Origin of the sequence: Shewanella sp. NFH-SH190041 (assembly GCF_024363255.1) — a bacterium.
GTDB lineage: Bacteria > Pseudomonadota > Gammaproteobacteria > Enterobacterales > Shewanellaceae > Shewanella.
In genome coordinates, this window is record NZ_AP026070.1 from 1,581,088 (window position 1) to 1,605,359 (window position 24,272).

The following is a 24,272-nucleotide window of genomic DNA, read 5'->3' on the forward strand; positions in this document are numbered from 1 at the left end:
TGAATTCAGGCCGGCTTGTTACTTCTCGTTGAGTGATACAGATATCTGTTCTTACTTGTTTTGGCTGAGTTTGCATATCAGTGGTCGGAGCAAAGTTTCATTGAGCACCATCGCGTAGAGAAATGGCAGCAAGAGTACTGGCATGGATTGACTTAATAATGTACGCCATTGATCTTGCTGGGTGAAAGCTGACGCATCTATGCTAACGGCAATCAGGCCGATGAGCGCAATAATCGCTGCACTGGCGTAGGTATAGCGAATCAGATGTTGACTGCGACGGCATATCTGAGTGGCTTGGTTGACGCTGGGATGATGAGAATTAAATAGATATTTGATTGCGGTGAGGGTATCGAGGGCGCCCTGTCGACCATAACTTAATATCATGGTGAGGGTAATCAATACCCCCATAAACATCAGTACCGGCAAATCGATATAGTGACGCAGATCTGATGCTAAATAAACCAACAATAGCAAGCTGGCGGCCAGTAAGATAAGCATGGCACTGGAGGTGCGAAGTCGGCTATTAGCCCATTGAAATAGCTGTTGTTCATGTTTGCTTTCGACTGCTGCCGGCTGGAGTTGTTCCGGCATTATCTGCAATGCGGCTGCGATAGCTTGCATTGATTCATTTGAAGCTTTGTCACTGACTTCAACACGTTGAATTGTGCGCAGTGACAGACCTGATTCTTGTGCCAGCAGGTCTTGTGACCAGCCTTTTTGTTCCCTCAGTTGTTTAATTTTTTGTCCGGTTAATTGCATATTTTTTCCCTGTGCTTTAGCTATCACTGACTAGAGCCTTGTGCGGGAATGACATTTTTGCAAGTTTTTCCTATGGGTTTATGAGCCTATAGTTGTTATCACGTAGTTTTACGCGATTGATGAGGTTGTTGTGAAGAAGTTAAGATGATAGTTCAAGTAACTATACAGACAAACAGATAATTTTAGTAATGACTCTGATGTAGCTATAGATTTGATTCTCATTTTTATCATAGTTTTTATTGTTTATTTTATATGGAAATAATAAAATAACATGCCTATGCACCTCGGTCAGTTTGGGCGTAATATAGAACCATAAATCGCTTCTTGTGGAGGGTTTTATGATGAACATGTCAGAAATGAGCTTTATAGATTGGCAACGTCAATTTCATTCAGAAAATGCCTGTCTTGATTACCTGAAAATGCAGCGATGGCCGGATGGATTTATCTGCCCTAAATGTGGTCATCGTCAAGCCTATCAAATCCATACCCGTGAGCTTTATGAATGCTGTCAGTGCCATAAGCAAACATCCGTGACATCTGACACGCTGTTTCACGGCACGCATATCCCGCTGTCTAAATGGTTTACGGCCATTTATTTTATAGGGTCAGACAAAGGCGGAATATCAGCATTACGGCTCAAAAAGCTCATTGAAGTTAACTGGCGAACGGCAAGGTTGATACTGAAAAAATTGCGTATCGCAATGGGGCACAGAGACAGACTGTATTGGTTATCTGGCAACATAGAATTGGATGATTGCTTGGTTGGCGGCAAACAAAAAGGTAAACGTGGTCGAGGCGCGGCAGGGAAAACACCGATAATTGTGGCCGTTGAAACCCAAGGTGAACGAGCCGGCTATATTGCCATGCAGGCTGTTAACCGTATCAGCCACCAAAGTGTCGAGCAATTTGTGCAAGCGCATATTCTCCCCAATCAATATGTTCGCTCAGATGGGCTACGTGCATTGACTATCATTGATAAAACCCAGCATCACGAAGCCAGAGTGACGCCGAAAGAATTGGTTGATGAGTGGCTCCCGTGGGTACATATCGCCATTAGCAACCTGAAAACATTTATTCAGGGCACATTCCACGGAATATCCAAAAAATATGTACAGGAATACCTCAATGAGTTCATTTATCGTTTTAATCGCAGAAGAATAGAAAAACAAATTCCTATGCGGTTGTTAAATATAGCTATTTTTCATTCACCTATGAACTCATGCTGAGCAAAGTGCATAGGCATGTAAAATAATTGTTACTATAATTATTTTCTTGCTTGGAATATATGTGTTTAAATTCTAACAAGTATTGATATTATATAAATGATTAAATCATAAAATGTTATTACTTAAAAGTGAACCCATAATCTAAACGATATAGGTTTGATATTTAAATTATAACTAGTTAAGAATTCAAATTGTTTGACTAGTGTACTGTTTATCATTAACTACACTTGTTATTGGTTTTTCGTTGTTTTAGTAAAGAAAACATAAGGCTTCCACTTATATTAAGTTGTTATCTGTTGATGATAAATAAAAACGTTATCTAATGATGATTTTATCGTGATGGTCGTGGTTGAGTTGTAATGATTGAGTATAGGATTGGGATACATTACGTGTCGTAATACATTCTTGTGGAGATATTATTATTTGGGGCCAAGCACCTTGGCATCTAATGCAACAACGATAATAACAGATAATAATGTGCCGAAAAATTTGGCTGACTATACCAGTAAGACAGTCCGATGTGATTATTAAACTTTCCGATAATTTCAACCGTCAGAGAATATCAATAAAACGTGATTATCCATTATTTGATATACCATCCTCACGAGAAGATAGAAAATATTTTAATGATAAACATTATTTCAAAATTACGGTAACAAAAGATTTAGGAATTATTTGAGAGACAATTAACCAGTTGCAGCACTCAGATATGGTACAGCACGCATATTTGAAACCGGTGCTTTATCCTGCGGGCAGTGGGGTTAGGAGTCGGTTTAAATTCCTATTTTTCAACGTAATGCTAAAAATTCAGTAAGTTATGCTGTATTGCAGGAATCAGGCGTATTGGTTGGTGCTAAAGGGAGCAATGCTAACACCATGTGGCAAGCGCCCGGAGGGTAGGGCGAAGGCGTCGATATTGTTGCATTGGGATGTGGACAGTATTTCTTTAATCATGTCGATTTATCTTATCCTTTTTTGATATTAAGGCCGTGTGGCAGGATGGCACCACTAAAAGCGTTGGTGTAATGACTACGTTCTCGGCGGTATTGCAAATCAATCACGACTAAGGATGGGGGGCAGGGTGAGATCGCGAACGTTTTGTAATCAATTCACATATCTTGATTGACCAGCGGATTAATCTGTGATCATATACTGCTTTTTAGCGATAGCGCCATGATCACAGATGCATTTTCAGAGTACTTCTCAAACATTACAGATCCTCGCCAGAAAGCAAAAATCAGTTATTTGCTGTTCGATGTTTTGTTTCTGACAGTCTGTGCAATCATTGCTGGAGCTAACGGGTGGGAAGATATTGAAGATTTTGGTGAAGCTCATTTTGATTGGCTCCAGTCTAAAGGGTTATTTAAGTCAGGACTGCCGGTTCATGACACCATAGCTCGGATCATTTCTTGCCTTGACCCTACTCAGTTTCAACAGTGTTTCATCAAATGGATGGCACAAGTTTCAGCCGTCAGTGACGGGCAACTGATCGCGATTGACGGTAAAACATTGCGCGGTTCCTATCATCGGGAAGACCGACAGTCCACCATTCATATGGTCAGCGCCTTTGCAACAGCAAATGGTGTCGTCATGGGACAATTAAAAACCGATGATAAATCCAATGAAATCAATGCGTTACCAGCATTACTGCAGGTATTAGAGCTTAAAGGATGTTTGGTATCTATTGATGCCATGGGGTGTCAGACAGAGATCGCCGAAACCATTGTAAATCGAGGTGGTGACTACCTTTTGGCTGTTAAAGGTAATCAAAAAACACTGCATGAAACCGTGAGTTCAGCGCTAAAACCTCATATCAAAACAGCAATAACTTGCTTGGAAAACAGCCATAGTCGCAGTGAAGCGCGTGCTTATGCCGTTATCACTGCTGATGAGTTAGCGAAGCAATTTCCCAAATGGCCCAAACTTTCAAGTATTGGTGCAACCATGAGCTATCGACGTACAAAAAATGGCAAAGAATCATTGGAATATCGCTACTACATCAGTTCAGCGTCTTTGACCACAACACAGTTTGCCAACGCCGTTCGGGGCCATTGGGGCATCGAAAATAGTCTGCATTGGGTGCTGGATGCTTCACTGTCAGAAGATAGTTGTCAAATTTATCGAGATAACGCTGCCGAGGTTTTAGCCGTCGTACGGCATATGGCCGTGAATATGCTACGAAGCGAAACCACAAAGAAAGCAAGTATTCGCCGCAAGCAAAACATTGCTGCAATGAAGCCAAACTATCTTGAAAAGGTACTTGCTTCAGGGTTTACAACAGAGTTGGATAAAAACTAAGCATTCATGCTCTCACCCTGGGATGGGGGGTCTGTTAGGCTAATTATAAAATTATCTTGGCAGAGTCTCTTTTATACAAGTAATGGCTAGATACCCGTGGAAGATCTGTTTCACCAATTGGATTGTGAAAGATTTTTATCCAAAGTGGTAATCAACAAAAAAGCAGTAATGATATTGCAACGGCACCAAATCTAATTATTGCATTGAATATGCTCATGGAAGGGCTGTATAGCTTCTACGAACTTGGTAACTTTGGTGGCGTAGCATGATAATTTGCGGTGATGTCAATGCAGAACGGTTAGGGGCTTTTTATAACGACATCTCATCTATTGTGGTGCTAGAAGCATTATTTACCACTGTTTATTCTCATAGGACTTTTCCCGATAACTCAAAAGTATTTACTGGAAACGTGGTTTTGGGTAAGGATTTTTCAATGATAAGGTGTCTTCAGTAATAATTTTATATGATTGATTTGTAATAACTCTTGAATTCAGATAATAAGTGCACCACTCATGGTTAAACGGTAAGAAGAGATCAACTGCCTGTAGGTGGTACTCTATCGTCGCCAAACAAATAGAAGTCATTACCATGAGTTACAAGCAGTTGATCGAAGGGCAACGATACCAGATCGAAGCCTACCTACGCGAGGGCTTCAGCTATCGAGCAATCGGCAAACGCTTAAAAGTGAGCCACAGCACGGTGAGTAGAGAGGTTCGTCGTAACCGTATTCGTGACAATCATTATTTGCCTGAAGTTGCACAGGCCAAGACAGTTAAGCGCCGCTGCCAGGCTGCCAAAAATCGAGTGTCTGTAACGACCGTCACTTTCGTTGAGTTCGGACTGAAGCAAAAGTGGAGTCCAGAACAAATCGCGGGCGTAGGTCAACTTATCGGTTACCCTGTCAGTCATGCATGGATTTATGGCTTTGTTCAGCAGGACAAGCAGCGTGGCGGAAAGCTCTATAAAGCGCTGAGACGCGGTCATCGTAAATACCGCAAAGGCTGTCGTGCGAAACGGGTTATCATTCCAAATCGCATAGGTATTGAACACCGGCCGGCAGTTGTCGACGAAAAAGCACGATTAGGTGATTGGGAAGCCGATACGGTGTTGGGAAAACAAGGCACTGGCGCTATAGTCAGTTTGGTTGAACGCAAAAGCAAACTGTATCTAATCCGTAAAGTGCCCGCCAAAAGCGCAGCCGATGTGAGCCGAGCCATGATAGGCATGCTTTGGCGGTATCGCAGTCACGTTCACACTATCACAGCGGACAATGGCAGCGAGTTCTGTGACCATCAAAAGGTTGCACAAGCACTGAAGGTAGATATCTATTTCGCCAACCCATACTCATCATGGGAACGTGGGTTGAATGAGAATTTCAATGGTCTGTTGCGGCAGTATATCCGCAAGGGAACTGATTTACGCACGGTAACGGATAAGCAAATTGCTGACATCGAACGAGCACTTAACTCACGTCCGAGAAAGTGCCTTGGTTTCAAACAGCCTGCTGTAGTATTCGATGAATTACGAAAAGCAGCTTAATGAAGCGAGTGGTGCACTTCGGGGTTGAATGCGCGCTTTGTCATGTTTAGAAAAATATGAGGGAAGTCACTTGATATCAATCAAGTGACTTTTTGATATTAATCATTGGAATTTATTAGATCTTTTATTGATGCTGTATGCACAGTTAGTTGTCCATTATTGTTATTGTTATAATCGAGATATGAATATTGAAAGTGGTATTGCTAAATAGGTAACGTTGGTATTGTTTTTAATGTAGGGAAGTTTTATTTAATCTACCGTAAAACAGGTATAAGTAACGATTATTCTAAAATATTTATTTTATATCAACTAGTTAATCTATTGATTAATGCATATATCAAAAAGTTATAGTTTTTACATAAATCTTATTTTGTTAGTGAATACAAAGAGCAATTATCAAATGGTTAGCCTTGTGATAATTTAAAAATAAGCAAGGAGTAATAAAAATATAAATAAAAACATATGTTTTTCTGTCAACAAAAATATATAAGTTTTCGGTTATCGACCATGTTATTTAGTTATAACTTTATCATTAACAAGTCATATACAATGATGTATCAATTAACTTGTGTATGACCAATTTGACAGAGAAAGAGGTATATATGCTGAATGATAAGCTACCGGGATTAATGTTGGCGCTTTTAACAACTGCCGGTGTAGTAACCAGTGTTTCTGCCGCTCAGGGACTGCCGGAAGATTTATCTGATTACCATGGTGACAAGGTTAAGGTCATATACAAACTTAAGGATAATCAAACTCGTGCAACGGTTGCGGGTAGCCCGCTGTTTCCTCAGGCGAATCGGCGCCACCGTGATCCCGATTTTGAGCGTGCTGGGTTACAGCATTACTTTGTGGTCGAGGTGGAGAAAAATCTTGCCACGGTTCGGGCAACTATTCATCAGTTAGAACAATTGGCTAATGTGGAATTAGCGTATTTAGAACCCGTTTCTATCCCTTCCGGGATGTCACAAAGTGATGGTGTAAATAGCCGTAATACTGATTTCACTCAATATCAAACTTATCTTAATGGTGAAAATAGCGATGGTACCAAAGGGCTAAATATTCGTGCTATTTGGGAATTGCCAGGCGGTAAAGGCCAAGGCGTTGATATTGTGACCATGGAGTGTGCATCCTACTTCTTTGATCATGATGATTTGCCCTATCCATTTATGACGATGGGTGATACAGGTTACTCGTTTACTTGGGGAGACCATACGACGAAGAGTGTTGGGATTATGACTTCACTCGATAATGGTTATGGTACAACCGGGATTGCAAATCAAGCCCGACAAGGGTGGGCAGATTGTTCTGCGGCAAATATTGTTTCAGTCGCTGATACGGTCAAAGCGGGCTCTGTGCTGCAAATCGGTATGCAGCACTTCGCATTTGGTGATAAAGATTCTTACTGTGGTACATCTTGTTTAGTGCCTGTGGAGTGGACACCGGCTTGGCGCGATGCGATAAGTTACGCCACAGCAAAAGGCATTAATGTTGTGATTCCAGCAGGCGATGGCCGTATGGATTTGGATAATGCCTTCTTTAATGGTGTGTTTGATCGAAGCCAAAATGATACCGGAGCCATTTATGTTGCGGCAAATGATCAGCGCGGTGGTCGAAATGCATTTTCTAACTATGGTAGTCGAATAGATACTTCTGGTTGGGGGGAAAATGTCACAACCACTGCCGGAGGACCGGACAACAATTTGTCTACCTATACCAGAAATTATGCTGGTACATCTGCAGCGGGGCCTATGGTAGCAGGTGCTGTCGCGGCATTGCAGGGGGTTGCTGATGCAAATGGTATCAGTGTAACACCACAAGATATTCGGGATATGCTGTCCAGTACCGGAGATCCTCAAGAAGGGAATGCTGGGATTGGTACTCAGGTTAACTTGGGGAATGCTGCAGATATGTTGCTGGAGGATAATCTGCAGGTTGTATTGTTCTCAAATGGTAATTTTGGTGGCAATAAATTAGTAATTACTAATGATACGGCAAATTTGGGTGACTTCAATGATGTTCTGTCATCTTTGAAAGTACCAGATGGTTTAACGGCTGTGTTATACGAGAATAGTAATTATTCAGGTCGTTCTAAAGCTGTTACAGGGGAATTATCATGGATTGGTAACGATTTTAATGATATTACCTCATCAGTTCGGCTTGTCAGTAACGTATTGCGGCTCTATGAAGATAATAATTTTGAAGGTAGAGAGTTAATTGTAGAGCAGAATATGCCAACGTTAGGAGATTTTGATAATTTATTAACATCCCTACGAATCCCAGATGGTGATACAGTTATTCTGTACGATGGTGCAAATTATCAGGGCGAATCTAAAGTTTTGACTGGAAATGTGGCCACCGTGGGTGACTTTAATGATAAGGCCTCTTCATTGCGAATTGTGTCAGATCCAATATTGTTATATCAACATAGTTCGTTTGGTGGTCAGGTCGTGCCTGTAGTCGAGAGTATGCCATCTTTAGGGGACTTTAATGATCAGTTGTCGTCACTGAAAGTGCCTGATGGTCAAACGGTCGTTTTATTTGAGCACAATAACTATCAAGGGGCATCATTAGCGGTGCAGGGCGATAGGAGTTATGTCGGTAATGGCTTTAATGACAAGGCATCTTCGCTGCGCATTGTGACTGAACCTGTTAAATTGTTTCAGAATGCTAATTATGGTGGAACTGAGGTGGAAGTTTATGCAGATGTACCGCAATTAAGTAACTTCAATGATGAACTGTCATCACTACAAGTCCCTGATGGTGTGACTGTTATTTTGTATGAGCATTACAACTATCAAGGGGAGTCTGTTGAGGTTACGAATGATACTAGCTGGATAGGTGCGTCATTTAATGATAAGGCTTCATCACTGAAGGTTATTTATGCTCAATAATGACTCTATTGTTATTTATTATGTGAATAGATGAAAAAAAGCCGACGCAATTGCGTCGGCTTTGGCTTGGGTACAGCGTGGTACAGAGTAATCACAGGGCATTAAATATATAGTTGTAGGCTGCCTCAGTGACTGATGTTACTCATTCTCTTTCTGTGACAACGTCTCGGGAAAAGACTTTCTCACAATATTTACATTTCAGTCGGACATCGCCACCTTGCACTTGAACACCAAATAGCGTGTCAACAGCCGGTTCTACATGGGTGATACAGTTAGAGTTCGGGCAACTGAACACTCCGGTGATGGAGTCCGGAAGGGTGACCGGAAGCTTGGCAACCACTTGGTAATTTTCAATTTTATTAACCGTCGCTCGAGGAGCATACAGTGCAAGTCGTTGCGCTTGAGCTTCATCAAACAGCACATTTTCAATCTTAATTAAATCTTTTTTACCCAGGGCTGAGGATGGCAGGTTCAGACCAATCGTTACCCGCTCTAAGGTGTCATCCAACTGAAATAATTTCAGCACTTTAAAACCGATGTTCGCGGGAATGTGGTCAATTACAGTACCGTTTTTAATCGCTTCGACTTGCAGTTGATTATCTTTGGTCATCTTGGCGTGTCCTTAAATCTCTTCGTTTAAAACCAGTGCCAGCAGTGCTTGGCGGGCATACACTCCATTTTCAGCCTGTTGAAAGTAATAGGCATATGGAGTGTTATCCACATCAACAGTAATTTCATCAACTCGGGGCAGGGGATGAAGTACTTTCAGGTTATCTTTAGCGCCTTGTAGACTGTGACCAGATAGGATATAGGCAGACTTGATGTGAGCATATTCTGATTCATCGAATCGCTCTTTTTGTACCCGAGTCATGTAAAGGATATCCAGTTGCCCTACAACTTCTTCAATGCTGGTATGGATACTGTATTCCATTCCGGCATCTTTCACTTGTTGTAGAATATAATCCGGCATGGCTAGAACATCTGGAGCAATAAAGTAGAAACGGTTGTTGCTGAATTTTGTCAGTGCTTGAGTTAGCGAGTGCACCGTGCGGCCGTATTTTAAATCACCCACCATGGCAATATGCAGATTATCTAACCGTCCTTGTGTCTCATAAATACTGAATAAATCCAGCAAGGTTTGGGTGGGATGTTGGTTTGCCCCATCACCACCATTAATGATGGGCACGCCGCCGGAAAATTCTGATGCCAGTCGGGCTGCTCCTTCTCTGGGGTGGCGCATGATAAATGCATCAACATAAGAAGAAATAACTCTGACTGAGTCTGCTAGCGTTTCCCCTTTTTTGCCCGCAGAGGTATTGCCAGCATCTGGGAAGCCGATAATGCGGCCTCCAAGGCGTTGAACAGCTGTTTCAAATGATAGGCGGGTACGGGTTGATGCTTCAAAAAAGCAGCTGGCGATGACTTTATGTTGCAGTAGGGTCGGGCGCGGAGTGGCTTTGATGTCACCTGCTGTGGCGACAACCAGTTCCAATTCCTCGCGAGATAATTCAGGAATAGACAGGATGTGTTTGTTGTAGAGCGGATTAGGCATTTTTATTGTCCTTTTTCTGTTTCACCCATTGTGATGGGCTAGTGGAGTTGGCCCAGTACAATCAATAAAGCAAAAAAAAGCCTCCAATAGAGGAGGCTTAATTTAATGTAAATAAATCAATGGAAAAACCAACGCGCTGGCGATATGACAGCCTGATAGTTCGTGTAATGTAGCCGAAAACAGCCATGATTTTTCCGCAAGTAGACAAAATTCCGGTGAATATACCCTCATTTTTTTGAAAATCAAGCTAATTTTTTATAAATCATTGATGAAAATCGGGCGAGATCATCTGGTTGTGACGGCAGGATACGTTAAGGGTGTGTATCGAACTTCATACTTGGGCTTATTGTCGACATCTTCAAGTTGTTTGTCGAAGATGTCGGCTGTGCATACCATGATATCTGTGAGTTTGTTGGGAAATGGTTAGGTCAACAAGTGCATGCTTATAACCTCATGTTCGAGATGTTAGGTAACACTCGAACATGAGGCTTGAACCGTATTTTACTGGACGCATATTGAAGCGACTAGAGCTACTAGGCTGTCCGCCGATGGTTTTCTGGTGCAGTTGGTTGGGATAGTATCGGGCTGGCTCCAAGCAAAAAATCCAGTTTACCGCTAAGTAGCATTTGTCGGCCTAACTCTTTCCCGGCCAGATAATCTCTATCCAGCTCTAGTTCACCACTGCCAATAATTTTGCTGGCCAGAGGCGCGCTTGGGTAGATTTGGATGAGCTCCAGATCTGCCGGCGGATTAGCTAAAAACGCTAAAGTGCGACGGTATACTTTTTCATGGTGGGCATAGTAGTCCACCATTTTCACATTACGGTGATGCTGTTTCAGCCAGCCTCTTAAACGATGTAACCAAGGCGTCATCTGACTACTGTTTTTGGGAACTGTACGGATAACAACAATTCTCCGTGCGCCACGGCGGTAGGCTTCTTCAACGGGCACAGGATCCGATAACCCGCCATCAAGATGATACTCCCCATTGATTTCCACCCCTTGTTTATACAAAAAGGGCAAGGCACTGGATGCTTTAAGTAAGGTTAACCAGTTATCACTGTTGGGGCTGAAATAAACTGGTCGGTAATCTGATACCCGTGTTGCCGTAAACAGAATTTGCCGCTGAGCTAAAGCAGACACAGCCTTGGTGACATTAAGTTGGTATTTCCCTTGGCTGGCTTGGGCAAAAAACCAGTCTAAATCTACGGTATTGCCACCAAGTAGCGGGCGCTTTAGATCAAAAAAGTGTTTATCTCGGGAGAGCTCAACGATAGAGCGTTGGGCAAATCCCCGCTGCTTAGCCAAGTAGCTGGAGATATTTTGAGCACCAGCAGACGTGCCAATCATCAGTGAAAATGGGGTAAACTCCATATCTAACCAAGCATCTAATACACCAGCGGTAAAAATGCCTCGCTGTCCACCGCCTTCTGCAATCAGCGCTGTTCCTTCAATTGGCATGGATAAACGTGGATCAGAAAAATGGCGGATGAACTGGCTCATAAAGCAATAAAGGTTGACAAATTATAGAGGAAATTTTACGGAAATATGCGCTTTCACCCAAGTTAAAGACTGTTTACCTTATATTAGTTGTCAGCGTGTCAAAAAATAATTAAATCTTTATTTTTCAGATGGATATGATTTTATGAGGATTAACTAAATAATATATTTTCATATTTGGAAAATAGAGATTTGGTATTTTTATGAGGGAGTTAAAATAGTATATTGTTTAATTAGATAATGAGTAAAAACATAATACTTATTTATTGATGTTATAAATAATATATTTGTATAGAAATAAAATATGGTCATATCATTATGATTGTAATTATCTCATTGATATTTTTTCATTCACCTATGAACTCATGCTGAGCAAAGTGCATAAGCATGTAAACTTTTTGTTGTGGGAGATTCCCGTCGTGGACCAGCCACAGCTGTTGCTGCAATTGCTGATGGACGTCGAGCGGCTCAAGCGATTGATCGCCAGTTAACCAGCGGATTAACTTGTGCATTGACTCGTTCACAATTTAATTCCCGTAAGGCTTTGAAAACCAGTTTATTGGATGCATCGCTTTATCCGGCTAATCAGGTTGAACCGCGCATCAAGATGCCAGCCCTATCTGCTGAGCAAAGGCAGGGAAATTTTGATGAGGTTGAAACTGGCTTTACTTTAGAGCAGGCATTGCAGGAAGCATCCCGATGTTTGGAATGCGCCTGTCAATCTAACAAAGAGTGTCAGTTACGAGGTTATGCGACTGAATATAGGGTGACAGAAACTCAATTGGATATCAGCCAAGCTCGTCGGTTTGCAATTGACCGTTCAGCGCCATTGATCAGTTTTGATGCTAACCGTTGTATCAGTTGTGGGGCATGTGTTTCGGCCTGTGAGCGGCACGGACATAATGTGATTAGTTTTGCCAAGGATAATTACAGTGCACTTCCACTTGGCGAAGCACCATTGCGACATGCTCCTCGGGCAGGTTTTAGTGTTTCAATGGCGGATAGTGAATGTGTGCAATGTGGTAATTGCGTGAGGGCGTGCCCAACTGGCGCACTGGTGTTCAAATTAGATAAGCGTTTTAATCAAGTTAAGAAGCGTGCAATGGGGCTCTATCGTGATGATATGTTGTCAGAAATTCGTGTTAGTCACTTAAACCCGGCTGTTGCAGCATTTTATCGAGATATGGGTACAAATCCGGCTGGAGAATTAGCGCATCAATTACTTCATACTCAATATGTAGATAGAACTTAAGAGAAACGATTAAAGCTTTAGTGAATTGATAGGTGGGTTAAATTGAAGCCGCAGATACTGAATATCTGCGGTTTCGTCATTTTAACATCCGCTAGTTGCTACAGTAACAATCGGACCATTTTGATTATTTTCATAACGGACAAAACATTGGATTGACCCTTTTGAGTCATACAAGTCACTGAAAAAGATAAAAATTTGTCCTGCTCCAGAGGCGCGATCAGAAAACAGCACACTGGCTTTTCTATTTGTATTTGCAGTATCTCTGTCGACGATGTCCACATCTACCCAAGCTTTGATTTGAGCATTAATTTGCGGAAATGATGCTGAAGCGTCAACCGCCGGGTAACCATCTTTTAATGGAACATTTACCCCATCAATTGTAATGCTGGAATTGCCTTTATCTTTATCTTGCAGTAATGCCAAGGCATGTATTTCTGTCAAACTTGATTTCATCGCCCCGCCGACAGCTTTAAGGACGGATTGTCTTGCATCAGATTGAAAATCGATAAATTTCGCCGATGCGACCACAGCGAGAATGGCAAGGATAATCATAGTGACAACTAATTCTATCAGGGTGAATCCTTGAGTTTTTTTGGATGTATGAAATTCGGTGAGTTTCATAAACAGTTTCCGTCGTTTTAAGTTTTTTGCCGCGACCTGAATATTTATGTCAATTCAAATCAAACTACCACTTGAATGGAGCCTTACTCTGTAGGGCTCCATGATTAGCAGGGAATAAATGTGGTTAGCACTGAGAGGTTTCAACTGTCACAACTGGACCGTTGGTACCATTTTCATATTGTACAAAACACTGAGTAGAGTTTTTGGTGTCATAAAAGTCACTGAAAAAGACATAAATAAAGCCGTTTCCGGTGGACTTATCAGAAAATAATACGCTGGCTTTACGGTTATCTCTTGCGGTGTTTCTATCGACCGTATCGATATCTACCCAAGCACGTAATTGCGCATTAATTTGAGGAAAATCTACGCTACTGTCCACTGCAGGGTAACCATCTTTTAATGGCACGTTGACGCCATCGATAGTGATACTTGATGTACCTTGGTCCTTATCCTGTAGTAGAGCAAGGGTGTGAATTTCTGTCAGGCTGGATCGCATGGCACCACCAACAGCTTTCATTACTGCTATTCTGGCATCTGATTGAAAATCAATAAATTTTGCTGAGGCTACTACAGCAAGGATAGCCAGAATAATCATGGTTACTACTAGCTCGATGAGTGTAAAACCACGAGATAATTTAAGGTTTGTTGATTGCTTGTAGAACATACAGATCCCCGCCTTTGTTAATTGTTTGTACAGTGTCAGTATATATACATCATGGATTTGCGCAAATATTTAACATATGTATCTATAAAAAAGTATTTTACTGGTATAAAACATTGAAAGTTGAGTTAATTAAACAAGTTGTTTCAATTAGTTAAGCTGATTTTTGTAACTGGTTAGGTAGGAAAGAGGGCTATCCCATTGAGGTGATGGGATAGCGACATGGTTCAAATAATGAATTTGTAAGTAAAATAATAGGGTATTGTTTAGCATTCATTAGTAACTATCTCGACAATAGGGCCATTTTCTTTATTTTCATACTTCACGTAACAGTCAATAGCGCCTTTCTGGTCGTAATGATCGGTAAAGAAAACGAATAACATTTCCCCACCGGTTGATTTGTCTGAAAAGAGGACGCCGGCGTTTCTATTGGTGTTTGCAGTGTCTTTATCGACAATATCCAGATCGACCCAAGCTTTAAGTTGGGCATTGATTTGTGGGAATCCTACGCTGCTGTCTACTGCGGGGTAGCCATCTTTGAGGGGGACATTTACGCCTTCGATGGTGATGCTGTTATTGCCCTGTTCTTTACCTTTTAAAATTGCTAGTGCATATATTTCATCAAGGCTAGAATTCATCGCCCCCCCAACGGCTTTCATTACTGACTTTCTAGCATCATTTTGAAAATCAATAAATTTTGAGGATGCTACAACGGATAAAATCGCCAGTAATATCATGGTTACAACCAATTCAATCAACGTAAATCCTTGTTGTCCTCGGTACTGAGCGATTTTCGACTGAGTCATATCTTTACCCTTAGGTAATGAATTTATATGCTTAATTGAGTATATGTCAGCTTGTGCATTGTGCAATTTTGGTAGCGATGAAAATAAAAAACATAAATATCATATAGATATGATTTGTATTGGAGTTGGTTACTGGAAGTGTTTTTAAGGTCGAGCTAATTAATTTGAGAGGGGCTTTAGTGTAATTTTCGTATTTTAACTTTAGCGGGAATACCATATTGTATTTTTTTCACTATGATTTTATGAGGTTATCATTGCGCTGAAAATTAACAATTTAATGAAAATTAATCGATTAATGACTCAACCGGTTGTCACTGTTGAAATGGACACCAGTCTATCTTTGATTAAAGAAATTTTTGATAATACCCACTTTCACCATTTATTAGTTGAGTTCGAAAATAAATTGGTTGGTGTTATTTCTGACCGGGATTTGCTTCGGGCGATCAGTCATAGAGTTGATACTGTTGCGGCGACAGCAACGGATATGGCTTCACTGAATAAGCGTGCTCATCAAATAATGACACGAAATTTGGTTACGCTATTTGACTCCGATAGCGTAAAAGATGCAGTCCGATTATTTAATCAGCATCGCGTATCTTGTTTGCCTGTGGTGGACAATACATATAAGCCGGTAGGTATTGTGTCATGGCGGGATATCCTCTATGAAATGGGCAAGCGGTTTGATTGAGTTTTGTATATGAGCTTTAACTGTATGTGGGCTTGAGTGGAAGCAGATTGCTTCGCTAAATGAGGCACTTTACTGCTTATTTGTTATCACATCCCTTATTTTGTTTTCCATTAACCTATTAAATGAACAATTGCTTCGTGACGTGGAAAGAGCACTGTATTCAGTGCTCTTTCTGTACCAAGTTTTAATCGACTGAGGCATCTTCAGTCATATTATCCATGGTTTTATTTTTGGATTTTATGGTAATCAAGGCGGTGATGATGATAGTTGCAATTATTGCTGCAATAGTGGATAGCATCATGGGTAATCCAGCGCCTAACGTGTTGGAACTTAACAAAAAACTTATTACCACTGTGGTCATAAACATGGCCGGAATTGTGCAAATCCAGTGCAGTTTATTATGAATTTGCAGGTAGGCTGATGCAGTCCATAGCATCAATACTGCCGTGGCTTGGTTGGCGACACCAAAGTAGCGCCAGATGATACCGAAATCAATTTGTGTCAGTACTCCACCGATGATAAACAGTGGAATAGCCAGTATTAAACGTTTAGGCAGTTGATTTTGTGGCATATGGAAGAACTCTGACAAAATCAAACGAGCAGAGCGAAATGCGGTATCTCCTGAGGTAATAGGCAGAATAATAACCCCCAGTACTGCCATAAAGCCACCAACGACACCGAGTAATCCGGTTGATGCTTCATAGACAACGTTGGCAGGGTTACCAGCCAGGCCTTGGTTTAGACCGTCAACACCACCAAAGAAAGATAGCGCGATAGCACACCAAATGAGGGCAATCACCCCTTCACCTATCATGGCGCCGTAAAAGACAAAGCGGCCATTGGATTCATTTTCCATACAACGTGCCATTAATGGCGACTGAGTGGCGTGGAAACCTGAAATTGCACCACAGGCGATGGTAATAAACAGGGCCGGCCATAGTGGCATGTCATTAGGGTTTAGGTTAGAGAGAAAATCAGTTGCCTGCACACCTGGTAATAAAGTGTGTTCGTTTGAGACAATCAAGGCAATGGTCAGTCCTACAGACATAAATACCAGTAGGGCGCCGAAGAAGGGGTACAGACGGCCGATGATCTTATCTACCGGCACAATGGTTGCCAGCAGGTAATAGCAGAAAATAATGCCGACAAACAGCGTCATGCTCATGCCGGTCAGTTTAGCCAGCAATCCGGCGGGGGCCGAAATAAATACCACACCAACCAGTAGCAGCAAAATAATGGCAAAGCCATTCATAAAGTGTTTCGCGCCTTGGCCGAGATATTTTCCTGTGAGGTTCGGAATTGATTGACCGCCGTTACGCACTGAAAGCATACCGGAGAAGTAATCATGTACAGCGCCTGCAAAAATACAGCCAATAACAATCCATAGCATGGCTGCCGGGCCGTAAAGTGCTCCTAGAATCGGGCCAAAAATTGGGCCAACCCCAGCAATATTTAGCAACTGGATCAGATACACCCGTCCTTTGGACATGGGAACATAGTCTACGCCATCGGTTTGGGTTAATGCCGGTGTTTTTCGGGCAGGATTAATACCGAAAATCTTTTCAATAAAGACGCCATAAATAAAGTATCCGGCCACCAATAGGCCGACGCAAAGGAAAAACCAACTCATGCTCATCACTCTCGCGTTAGGTTAACTGGCGCTGATTTTACTGATTTGCAATAGCTAATTAAGTGCTGTTTATCTAAGCGGTCTGATGGCAAGATTAAGCGGTTTAAATACTGTGTTAAGCGGATTTGCATTGGCTTTGCTGCCTATTTAACGCTCTGGGTCATAGGGAGGATCTTATGCACCAGATAGATACTAGTTGGCTAACACTTAAGTCTTTTTGCGTTATGTTTTCACCATTGTCACCTCAATCATTTTCAGTCATGTTGGCAGCAATGATGTGTTTGTTTAATAAGCAGTGATTAGTGGGTATAAAAGGGGAAATGTTGTCACGTTTTCCCCTTTGTTGTGTGATGGCGAATACTCTATGATTTTGCTCTGCTTACCTCTACTGATAACCAAATAGTTGTTTCAGGCTTTTAAGATACCGGCGTGAAACGGGCACTTTGGCGCCTGAGAGGGTTATTACTTCTGCGCCTGCATCCAAAAGCACTATTTCCGATATGGCTGATGGGGCGAGGAGATATTGCCGATGACACCGTATAAGTGAGGTTTTTTCTTCTAACACTTTTAGTGTCATTTGGGTATGGGTCTGGCCTTGTACTGTGGCGACATGGATGCCGCTTAAATCAGAGAACACAAACTCGACATCTTTAATGGATATGACTTTTAGACGGTTCCCGGTATAACAGGGAAGGTGCTTAAGCTTTGCCGGAGTGATAGGGTCGATGTTTTGGGGCCGATGATCTCTACGTACCTTGGTTAAGGTTTGCGCTAATCGCTGTTCATCGATGGGTTTAAGTAAATAATCAAAGGCATGGTTGTCAAAAGCCTTAATGGCGAACTCATCATAAGCGGTAACAAACACTACTTTTGGCAGCGTATCCGGGTCTAACATGGCGAGTAGTTCCATACCGCTTATTCTGGGCATTTGAATATCTAGAAACACCAGCTGGGGCTTATGACGGTTAATCAATTGCAGCGCTTCAATCGCGTTACTGCACTGGCCAATAATGTCAATGTCCGGTGATTTCGCCAACATCTCGGCTAATTCGTCGCGGGCAAAAGGCTCGTCATCAACAATTACACAACTGATCATCTCGTATGCTCCTGACGTGGAAAATGAATATGCACCTGGGTGTATTGTTCAGGAATACAATCAATGTTTAAGCCATACTGACTACCAAACTGATTTTGAAGGCGTTTATTTACCAAATTCATCCCTAAACCACTGCTGAGATTTTCTGCAGTTGGTGTGGTTGAGGTGTTATACAGCCCAGCATTATCAGCGACTGTTAGGTGGATCTCATCGTTTTCAGCCCACCCTTTTATCTTAATTTGGCCGGGGTCTAACAGGTGTGAGGTGCCGTGTTTAACAGCATTTTCGATAATCGGTTGGAGAGTAAATGCGGGTAGCATGACCCCATGCAGGGCCGCAGGAATATCAATATTGACCTCAAGACGGTCGATAAAGCGGGCTTTTTCGATGGTTAAATAAGCATCAATGTGTTCCAGTTCATCGGCAAGCGTCACCAGTCCTGCTGTGCGTTTAAGGTTGATACGTAGAAATTGCGATAATTGCAGCAGTAATTTTCTCGCCATATCCGGATTACGACGGACAATGGCACTAATGGTATTGAGGGTGTTGAACAGAAAGTGGGGGTTGACTTGGGCTTGCAATAATTTGAGTTCGGTTTGCAGTAACAAATTTTGTTGTTGCTCAATGCGACCATAGAGGATCTGGTTGGACAGCAGTTTGGCAATGCCTTCGCCTAAGGTGCGGTTAATGTTCAAAAATAGCTTATGTTTGGGCTCGTATAATTTTATGGTACCAATGACTTCAGTGTCATTACGCAGCGGGATCACCAGACTGGAACCTAATCGACATTGACGAGAGACTGAGCAAGCGTAGGGCGTATCCACACCATCGGCAAACATCACTTTGTTTTCAGTCATTGCGGTTTTGGTGATATCCGACGAAATGGCTGAGCCGGGAATATGGTGATCAGCGCCAACGCCGATAAAAGCCAATAGCTTTTCTCTATCTGTAATGGCAACGGCACCAACCTTGGTTTCTTCAATCACAATTTGCGCAACTTGGGCACTGGTGGTTTGGTTAAACCCGCTCGACAGTAAGCCAACGCTACGCTCGGCAATTTTGAGAGCTTGGGCGGAAAAAGCCGATGACAGTTTATCAAACATGGTTTTTTGATCTCGGACGATACTGATAAATAACGCAGCGCCCAAGGCATTGACCAATAGCATTGGTAAGGCAATTTGCTGTACCAACCGCCAGGCATCGGCGAAGGGACTGGCGATGAGGAGGATCAATGCCATTTGTAGTGTTTCTGCGGCTAAGGTTACGGCTACGGCTAACGTTGGGCGGTAAATGTGCTCTCTTTTACCGGTTTGTCTTAGCCGCCAGCTAATGAGGCCAGCTAATAAGCCTTCCAAGGTGGTGGAAATGGCGCAAGCCAGATCGGTAAATCCACCTAAACTGTAACGGTGCAGTCCTCCGGTAAGCCCTACAAATAGCCCTGTTACTGGGCCACCTAATAATCCGCCCAAAACCGCTCCCATAGCGCGGGTATTGGCAATGGCGTCTTGGGTTTGTTCACCAAAATAGGTCGCGAGGATGCAAAATCCAGAAAAAATAAGATAGATAAAGAACTTATGGGGGGCTCTAGGGGTGATTTCTGTAAAGAGTTTAAATAATGGCGTTTTACTGACCAGATAGACTATGACCAGATAAACACACATCTGTTGGGTAAGCAGCAGGATCAGTGACATGGCCGATATCAGTTATCAAAATACTGAGCCTGCCATTTTTATCGTATTAATGCTGTGTACTTTTTGGCAATTTATGGTTGAAAACTGATATGGATGAAAAAATTGAGATGTTCAACATAAAAAAGGCTGTCATTTGACAGCCTCTTATTAGTTATAAATCTTCATCCTGACACTTAGGATATGGCAGTTTTAACTGACCCCAGCGGATAATAATCACTGTGGCAGCAAGTACCAGGGTAGAGACGGCAATACTTAAAATACGCCAGTCTTCCATGCCTTTCATATCTAAAATCAGATAACGGGCCAATGCCACAATAGCGATATACAGCGGCATACGTACCGGCAATTTACCGGATTCAGCGTAGTTGGCTACCATGGCAAAGACTTCAAGATAGATAAATAGTAAAAGCAAGTCTGCCAGTGCAACTGTGCCAACACTGATAACATGGGCTATCTCCTGCCCGATAGCGACAATTGTCGCCAGAGCAATCATAATCAGCACCATATTTTCGACAATTTTGACGCTCTTCAATCCGGCTCTGCGATACATTCCCATAAAAATTAGCCTCTTGAACTAAACCAGATAGCATTTTATCAGCATTTCATGGTGAACAAGCCATAATCATCGTGATAAATATCACGTCTTATCGTGTTACTGTGATTAATAACAGTACAAAATATTGTCTGTGTCGATGGGGTGTGGGGTATCAGGCTAAATCTAAGTAGTCTTATTTAAAAGACTTTGTGGTCAGTGCGGGGCGTTGAGTTGGCTATGGATTTTACGACGTTCGCGCTATTTGTCTTGGGAAGCGAAAAGATTTGAACATAGGGGGCTAAACAGAGATAAAAAAACCGCCATAAGGGCGGTCTTTTTTATCTCATATTACTGGCGATTAACGCTTCAGGGCTTCGCTCAGCAATGGGCGCAGTGTTTTCACCAGCGCAGAGGTGGTTTTTGGGTTGCCAGCAACGATGTTGCCAGACATCAGGTAGCTGTGGCCACCAGTAAAGTCGGTTACAGTACCACCGGCTTCACGGCAGATCAGATCGCCAGCAGCAATATCCCAAGGCTTCAGGCCGATTTCGAAGAAACCTTCCATGCGACCAGCGGCAACATAAGCCAGATCCAGTGCGGCAGAACCGGCACGGCGCAGATCAGCACATTGAGCGAATACTTCACCCAGAATCTTCATATAAGTTTCAGAGTGTTGACGGGCTTTGAATGGGAAGCCTGTAGCAATGATACCTGTGTGGATATCAGTGTTGTTGGATACACGCAGACGGAAGTCGTTCATCTTGGCACCTTGGCCACGTACTGCGCTGAACAGTTCGTTACGCACTGGATCAAACACAACGGCAACTTCAGTCTTGCCTTTGTGTTGCAGAGCGATAGATACAGCGAAGTGTGGGATACCTTTGATGAAGTTAGTGGTACCATCCAGAGGATCGACTATCCAGATATAATCTTTGTTGCTACCACGGTTTTCACCGCTTTCTTCCCCAACGATAGTGTGGTCAGGGTAAGATTTACGAATGTGGTAAACGATAGCTGCTTCTGCTTCCTTGTCTACACTAGTTACAAAGTCATTGATTCCCTTTGCACTTACTTCAACACGGTCAAAGTCAGTGTAGGCACGCATAATTGTTTGGCCGGCGGCGCGAGCAGCGCGAACGGCAATAGTCAGCATTGGATGCATTGCAATCCCCTGGATGTTAAAGAACGAAAAATAGCGGCGGGATTATACCCAAAACCTGTCATATAGCAAATGCCGATTTTAGGTTAAGTTAACCCTGTCGGCGTGATAATATCTCGAACCAGTGTTTACGAATTGAAATTAAGACATTTCATGCTCAGCAATATCCGCGTTGTGTTGGTGGGAACTTCTCACCCGGGAAATATCGGTTCTGTGGCCCGTGCCATGAAAACCATGGGGTTATCCAATCTGTATCTGGCCGAGCCAAGGTGTGAGCCAGATGGTCAGTCAGTGGCATTGGCGGCAGGGGCCTGCGACATTCTTCAGTCCCTGAAAACCGTTGATTCAATGGCTGAAGCGATTGAGGGCTGTAGTTTGGTCATTGGTACCTCTGCTCGAAATCGGACGTTAGATTGGCCAATGTTAGAACCTCGGCAGGCTGGAGAAAAATTAGCAGCTGAAGGTAGCCATGGCCCGGTAGCGATTGTTTTTGGCCGTGAAAATCATGGTTTAAGTAATGAAGAGCTACAGCGCTGTCATTATCATGTATCGATACCGGCCAATCCGGAATACAGCTCATTGAATTTGGCTCAGGCGGTGCAGCTTATCTGTTACGAAACCCGGGTGGCATATCTTGCTCAGCAAGATGTGGAGCCTGAAACAGAAGCCTATCCGCTGGTTGAAGATCAGGAGCGTTTCTTTGTTCATTTAGAGCAAACCTTAACCCGTACGGGCTTTATTATTAAAAACCATCCGGGGCAGGTGATGACAAAACTGCGTCGGTTGTTCACTCGGGCCAGAATTGAAAGCCATGAAATGAACATCTTGCGCGGCATTTTGACCTCTATTGATAAAAAAGTCGGTAAAAGCGAGTAATAGGACGCGACTATGGGTGTGATCGCAAGACTGAAAGAAGATATTGCCTCGATTTATCACCGGGACCCGGCTGCCCGCAGTACACTGGAAATTCTGCTGAATTACCCGGGAATGCAGGCGATTTGGCTGCATCGGGTTAGTCATAGAATGTGGAAGGCTAATTGGTGTTTGACGGCTCGTTTGCTGTCAACCTTTTCCCGTTGGCTTACTGGGGTTGAGATCCATCCTGGTGCCACCATTGGGCGACGATTTTTTATTGATCACGGTATGGGCGTTGTGATAGGCGAAACGGCTGAGATTGGTGACGATTGCACCCTTTATCATGGTGTGACACTGGGGGGAACTAGCTGGAATGCTGGTAAACGTCACCCGACATTGGAAAATCATGTGGTTGTGGGTGCTGGGGCAAAAATTCTTGGTCCAATTACTATGCATGAAGGCAGTCGGGTAGGTTCGAACTCTGTGGTGGTCAAAGATGTGCCCGCCAATACCACGGTAGTGGGGATCCCCGGTCGGGCAGTGGCGCAGCCTAGTGAAGCGAATAAGGAAAAATCTGCGCGCCGCAGTGCAATGGCCAAAAAATATGGCTTTGATGCCTATGCTGTTTCTCCTGATAATCCAGACCCTGTAGCTAATGCTATCGGGCAGATGCTGGATCATATGCATCTGATGGATGCTAATTTGCAAGCGCTCAGTAAAGAGGTGCAGGCAATGGGGGGCGATATCGCTATTGAAAAATTACCGCAGCTCGATGTCGGTGAATTCAGTGAAGCTGAAATGGAAGCAGCAGAGAAGCGGCAAAAGGCGATGGAGGAGTTTGATCCCATTATCTGAGCCAAAGGTTCACAAAATGTGCCAGAGCCATTGAATATTCGTGGTGAAAAAGGTTAAATACTCCCGCTAATTGGCGGGGTATTTAACCGGCCGGCAGAATTAATACCTGAGTAATTTACCGGGTCTAATAGTTGACTAAATTACTCAGGTATGTTTTACTCCTCCCATATCAACTTGGGAGCAGCATGAGTTATGAAACTGACATCTAAAGGTCGCTACGCCGTAACAGCCATGTTGGATGTGGCTATTCATTCCGCTTCCGGTCCTGTCCCATTGGCAGATATCTCAGAACGACAAGGGATATCCCTGTCCTATCTTGAACAACTCTTTGCAAAATTACGTAAGCAGGGGCTGGTTGCCAGCGTCCGTGGTCCTGGTGGTGGTTACCGCTTGGGGTTAGCTGCAGACAGTATTTCTGTTGGCATGGTCGTCAGCGCTGTTGATGAGTCTGTTGATGCAACCCGTTGTCAGGGGAAAGGTAATTGCCAAGGAGGCAACCGGTGTTTGACCCATTCCTTGTGGGGTGATCTTAGCAAACAGATTTCTGAGTTTTTGAATGGTATCAGCCTTGCGGGGCTAATGCAGAAGCGGGATGTGCAGTTTATCTCGGTTAAGCAAGACAAAATGCAGCAAGATCAACGGGTTCCAGTTTAATG

At 42.9% G+C, this 24,272-nt stretch carries 21 protein-coding genes; 9 read left to right on the forward strand and 12 right to left on the reverse strand.

Going from position 1 to position 24,272, the window contains the following annotated elements:
• Window positions 1-51 precede the first annotated feature (51 nt).
• On the reverse strand, window positions 52-759 hold the full coding sequence (locus NFHSH190041_RS06960) for a helix-turn-helix domain-containing protein (RefSeq protein WP_261924533.1): 708 nt from the start codon (window positions 757-759) through the stop codon (window positions 52-54).
• 341 nt (window positions 760-1,100) lie between these two features.
• Here NFHSH190041_RS06960 and NFHSH190041_RS06965 point away from each other — a divergent pair, with 341 nt between their 5' ends.
• The 4 genes from NFHSH190041_RS06965 to NFHSH190041_RS06980 all read left to right on the forward strand — a co-directional run bounded on the left by NFHSH190041_RS06965 (window position 1,101) and on the right by NFHSH190041_RS06980 (window position 8,716).
• Window positions 1,101-1,985 (forward strand): IS1595 family transposase, encoded by an 885-nt coding sequence (locus tag NFHSH190041_RS06965; protein ID WP_261925010.1) that lies wholly within the window; start codon window positions 1,101-1,103, stop codon window positions 1,983-1,985.
• Between the two features lie 1,173 nt (window positions 1,986-3,158).
• Window positions 3,159-4,283: an ISAs1 family transposase gene (locus NFHSH190041_RS06970; protein ID WP_261924534.1), complete on the forward strand. Its 1,125-nt coding sequence runs from the start codon at window positions 3,159-3,161 to the stop codon at window positions 4,281-4,283.
• 588 nt (window positions 4,284-4,871) lie between these two features.
• Window positions 4,872-5,822, forward strand: a complete 951-nt coding sequence (locus NFHSH190041_RS06975) for an IS30 family transposase (RefSeq protein WP_261921717.1) — start codon at window positions 4,872-4,874, stop codon at window positions 5,820-5,822.
• A 602-nt stretch (window positions 5,823-6,424) separates the two neighbouring features.
• The gene (locus NFHSH190041_RS06980; RefSeq protein WP_261924535.1) at window positions 6,425-8,716 is read left to right on the forward strand and encodes a beta/gamma crystallin-related protein; all 2,292 of its coding nucleotides are present in this window, start codon (window positions 6,425-6,427) and stop codon (window positions 8,714-8,716) included.
• 142 nt (window positions 8,717-8,858) lie between these two features.
• On the opposite strand, the gene pyrI is transcribed toward NFHSH190041_RS06980, so the two are convergent.
• The 3 genes from pyrI to NFHSH190041_RS06995 all read right to left on the reverse strand — a co-directional run bounded on the left by pyrI (window position 8,859) and on the right by NFHSH190041_RS06995 (window position 11,770).
• Entirely contained in the window at window positions 8,859-9,326 is a 468-nt protein-coding gene (gene pyrI / locus NFHSH190041_RS06985; RefSeq protein WP_261924536.1) for an aspartate carbamoyltransferase regulatory subunit, read from the reverse strand.
• Between the two features lie 12 nt (window positions 9,327-9,338).
• Window positions 9,339-10,268 carry an aspartate carbamoyltransferase gene (gene pyrB, locus NFHSH190041_RS06990; protein WP_261924537.1) on the reverse strand — a complete coding sequence of 310 codons (930 nt, stop codon included), beginning with the start codon at window positions 10,266-10,268 and terminating at the stop codon, window positions 9,339-9,341.
• A gap of 533 nt (window positions 10,269-10,801) precedes the next feature.
• Window positions 10,802-11,770, reverse strand: coding sequence for a patatin family protein (locus NFHSH190041_RS06995; RefSeq protein WP_261924538.1), 969 nt, complete (start codon window positions 11,768-11,770; stop codon window positions 10,802-10,804).
• Between the two features lie 400 nt (window positions 11,771-12,170).
• On the opposite strand from NFHSH190041_RS06995, the gene NFHSH190041_RS07000 reads away from it, so the two are divergent.
• Window positions 12,171-13,019 (forward strand): iron hydrogenase small subunit, encoded by an 849-nt coding sequence (locus tag NFHSH190041_RS07000; protein ID WP_315972976.1) that lies wholly within the window; start codon window positions 12,171-12,173, stop codon window positions 13,017-13,019.
• 81 nt (window positions 13,020-13,100) lie between these two features.
• Here NFHSH190041_RS07000 and NFHSH190041_RS07010 read toward each other — a convergent pair whose 3' ends face one another.
• The 3 genes from NFHSH190041_RS07010 to NFHSH190041_RS07020 form a co-directional block, all read right to left on the reverse strand.
• Entirely contained in the window at window positions 13,101-13,640 is a 540-nt protein-coding gene (locus NFHSH190041_RS07010; RefSeq protein WP_261924539.1) for a type II secretion system protein, read from the reverse strand.
• Window positions 13,641-13,764: 124 nt separating this feature from the next.
• Complete coding sequence (locus NFHSH190041_RS07015) at window positions 13,765-14,304, reverse strand: type II secretion system protein (RefSeq protein ID WP_261924540.1); 540 nt, start codon at window positions 14,302-14,304, stop codon at window positions 13,765-13,767.
• A gap of 263 nt (window positions 14,305-14,567) precedes the next feature.
• On the reverse strand, window positions 14,568-15,107 hold the full coding sequence (locus NFHSH190041_RS07020) for a type II secretion system protein (protein ID WP_261924541.1): 540 nt from the start codon (window positions 15,105-15,107) through the stop codon (window positions 14,568-14,570).
• A 277-nt stretch (window positions 15,108-15,384) separates the two neighbouring features.
• Here NFHSH190041_RS07020 and NFHSH190041_RS07025 point away from each other — a divergent pair, with 277 nt between their 5' ends.
• Window positions 15,385-15,795, forward strand: a complete 411-nt coding sequence (locus NFHSH190041_RS07025) for a CBS domain-containing protein (RefSeq protein WP_261924542.1) — start codon at window positions 15,385-15,387, stop codon at window positions 15,793-15,795.
• Between the two features lie 184 nt (window positions 15,796-15,979).
• Here the strand turns inward: NFHSH190041_RS07025 and NFHSH190041_RS07030 are convergent, their stop codons facing one another.
• The 5 genes from NFHSH190041_RS07030 to suhB all read right to left on the reverse strand — a co-directional run bounded on the left by NFHSH190041_RS07030 (window position 15,980) and on the right by suhB (window position 21,909).
• Complete coding sequence (locus NFHSH190041_RS07030) at window positions 15,980-17,425, reverse strand: carbon starvation protein A (RefSeq protein WP_261924543.1); 1,446 nt, start codon at window positions 17,423-17,425, stop codon at window positions 15,980-15,982.
• A 385-nt stretch (window positions 17,426-17,810) separates the two neighbouring features.
• Window positions 17,811-18,521, reverse strand: a complete 711-nt coding sequence (btsR, locus tag NFHSH190041_RS07035; RefSeq protein WP_261924544.1) for a two-component system response regulator BtsR — start codon at window positions 18,519-18,521, stop codon at window positions 17,811-17,813.
• Entirely contained in the window at window positions 18,518-20,212 is a 1,695-nt protein-coding gene (locus NFHSH190041_RS07040; protein ID WP_261924545.1) for a sensor histidine kinase, read from the reverse strand. Before NFHSH190041_RS07040 ends, btsR begins: the two co-directional genes overlap by 4 nt.
• A gap of 151 nt (window positions 20,213-20,363) precedes the next feature.
• Complete coding sequence (locus NFHSH190041_RS07045; protein WP_261924546.1) at window positions 20,364-20,768, reverse strand: phosphate-starvation-inducible protein PsiE; 405 nt, start codon at window positions 20,766-20,768, stop codon at window positions 20,364-20,366.
• 337 nt (window positions 20,769-21,105) lie between these two features.
• Window positions 21,106-21,909: an inositol-1-monophosphatase gene (gene suhB, locus NFHSH190041_RS07050; RefSeq protein ID WP_261924547.1), complete on the reverse strand. Its 804-nt coding sequence runs from the start codon at window positions 21,907-21,909 to the stop codon at window positions 21,106-21,108.
• A 150-nt stretch (window positions 21,910-22,059) separates the two neighbouring features.
• Between suhB and trmJ the strand changes: the two genes are divergently transcribed.
• The 3 genes from trmJ (at window position 22,060) to iscR (ending at window position 24,270) form a co-directional block, all read left to right on the forward strand.
• Window positions 22,060-22,782 carry a tRNA (cytosine(32)/uridine(32)-2'-O)-methyltransferase TrmJ gene (trmJ, locus tag NFHSH190041_RS07055; RefSeq protein ID WP_261924548.1) on the forward strand — a complete coding sequence of 241 codons (723 nt, stop codon included), beginning with the start codon at window positions 22,060-22,062 and terminating at the stop codon, window positions 22,780-22,782.
• A gap of 12 nt (window positions 22,783-22,794) precedes the next feature.
• Complete coding sequence (gene cysE / locus NFHSH190041_RS07060; RefSeq protein WP_261924549.1) at window positions 22,795-23,616, forward strand: serine O-acetyltransferase; 822 nt, start codon at window positions 22,795-22,797, stop codon at window positions 23,614-23,616.
• A 192-nt stretch (window positions 23,617-23,808) separates the two neighbouring features.
• Window positions 23,809-24,270: a Fe-S cluster assembly transcriptional regulator IscR gene (gene iscR, locus NFHSH190041_RS07065; protein ID WP_261924550.1), complete on the forward strand. Its 462-nt coding sequence runs from the start codon at window positions 23,809-23,811 to the stop codon at window positions 24,268-24,270.
• Window positions 24,271-24,272 lie beyond the last annotated feature (2 nt).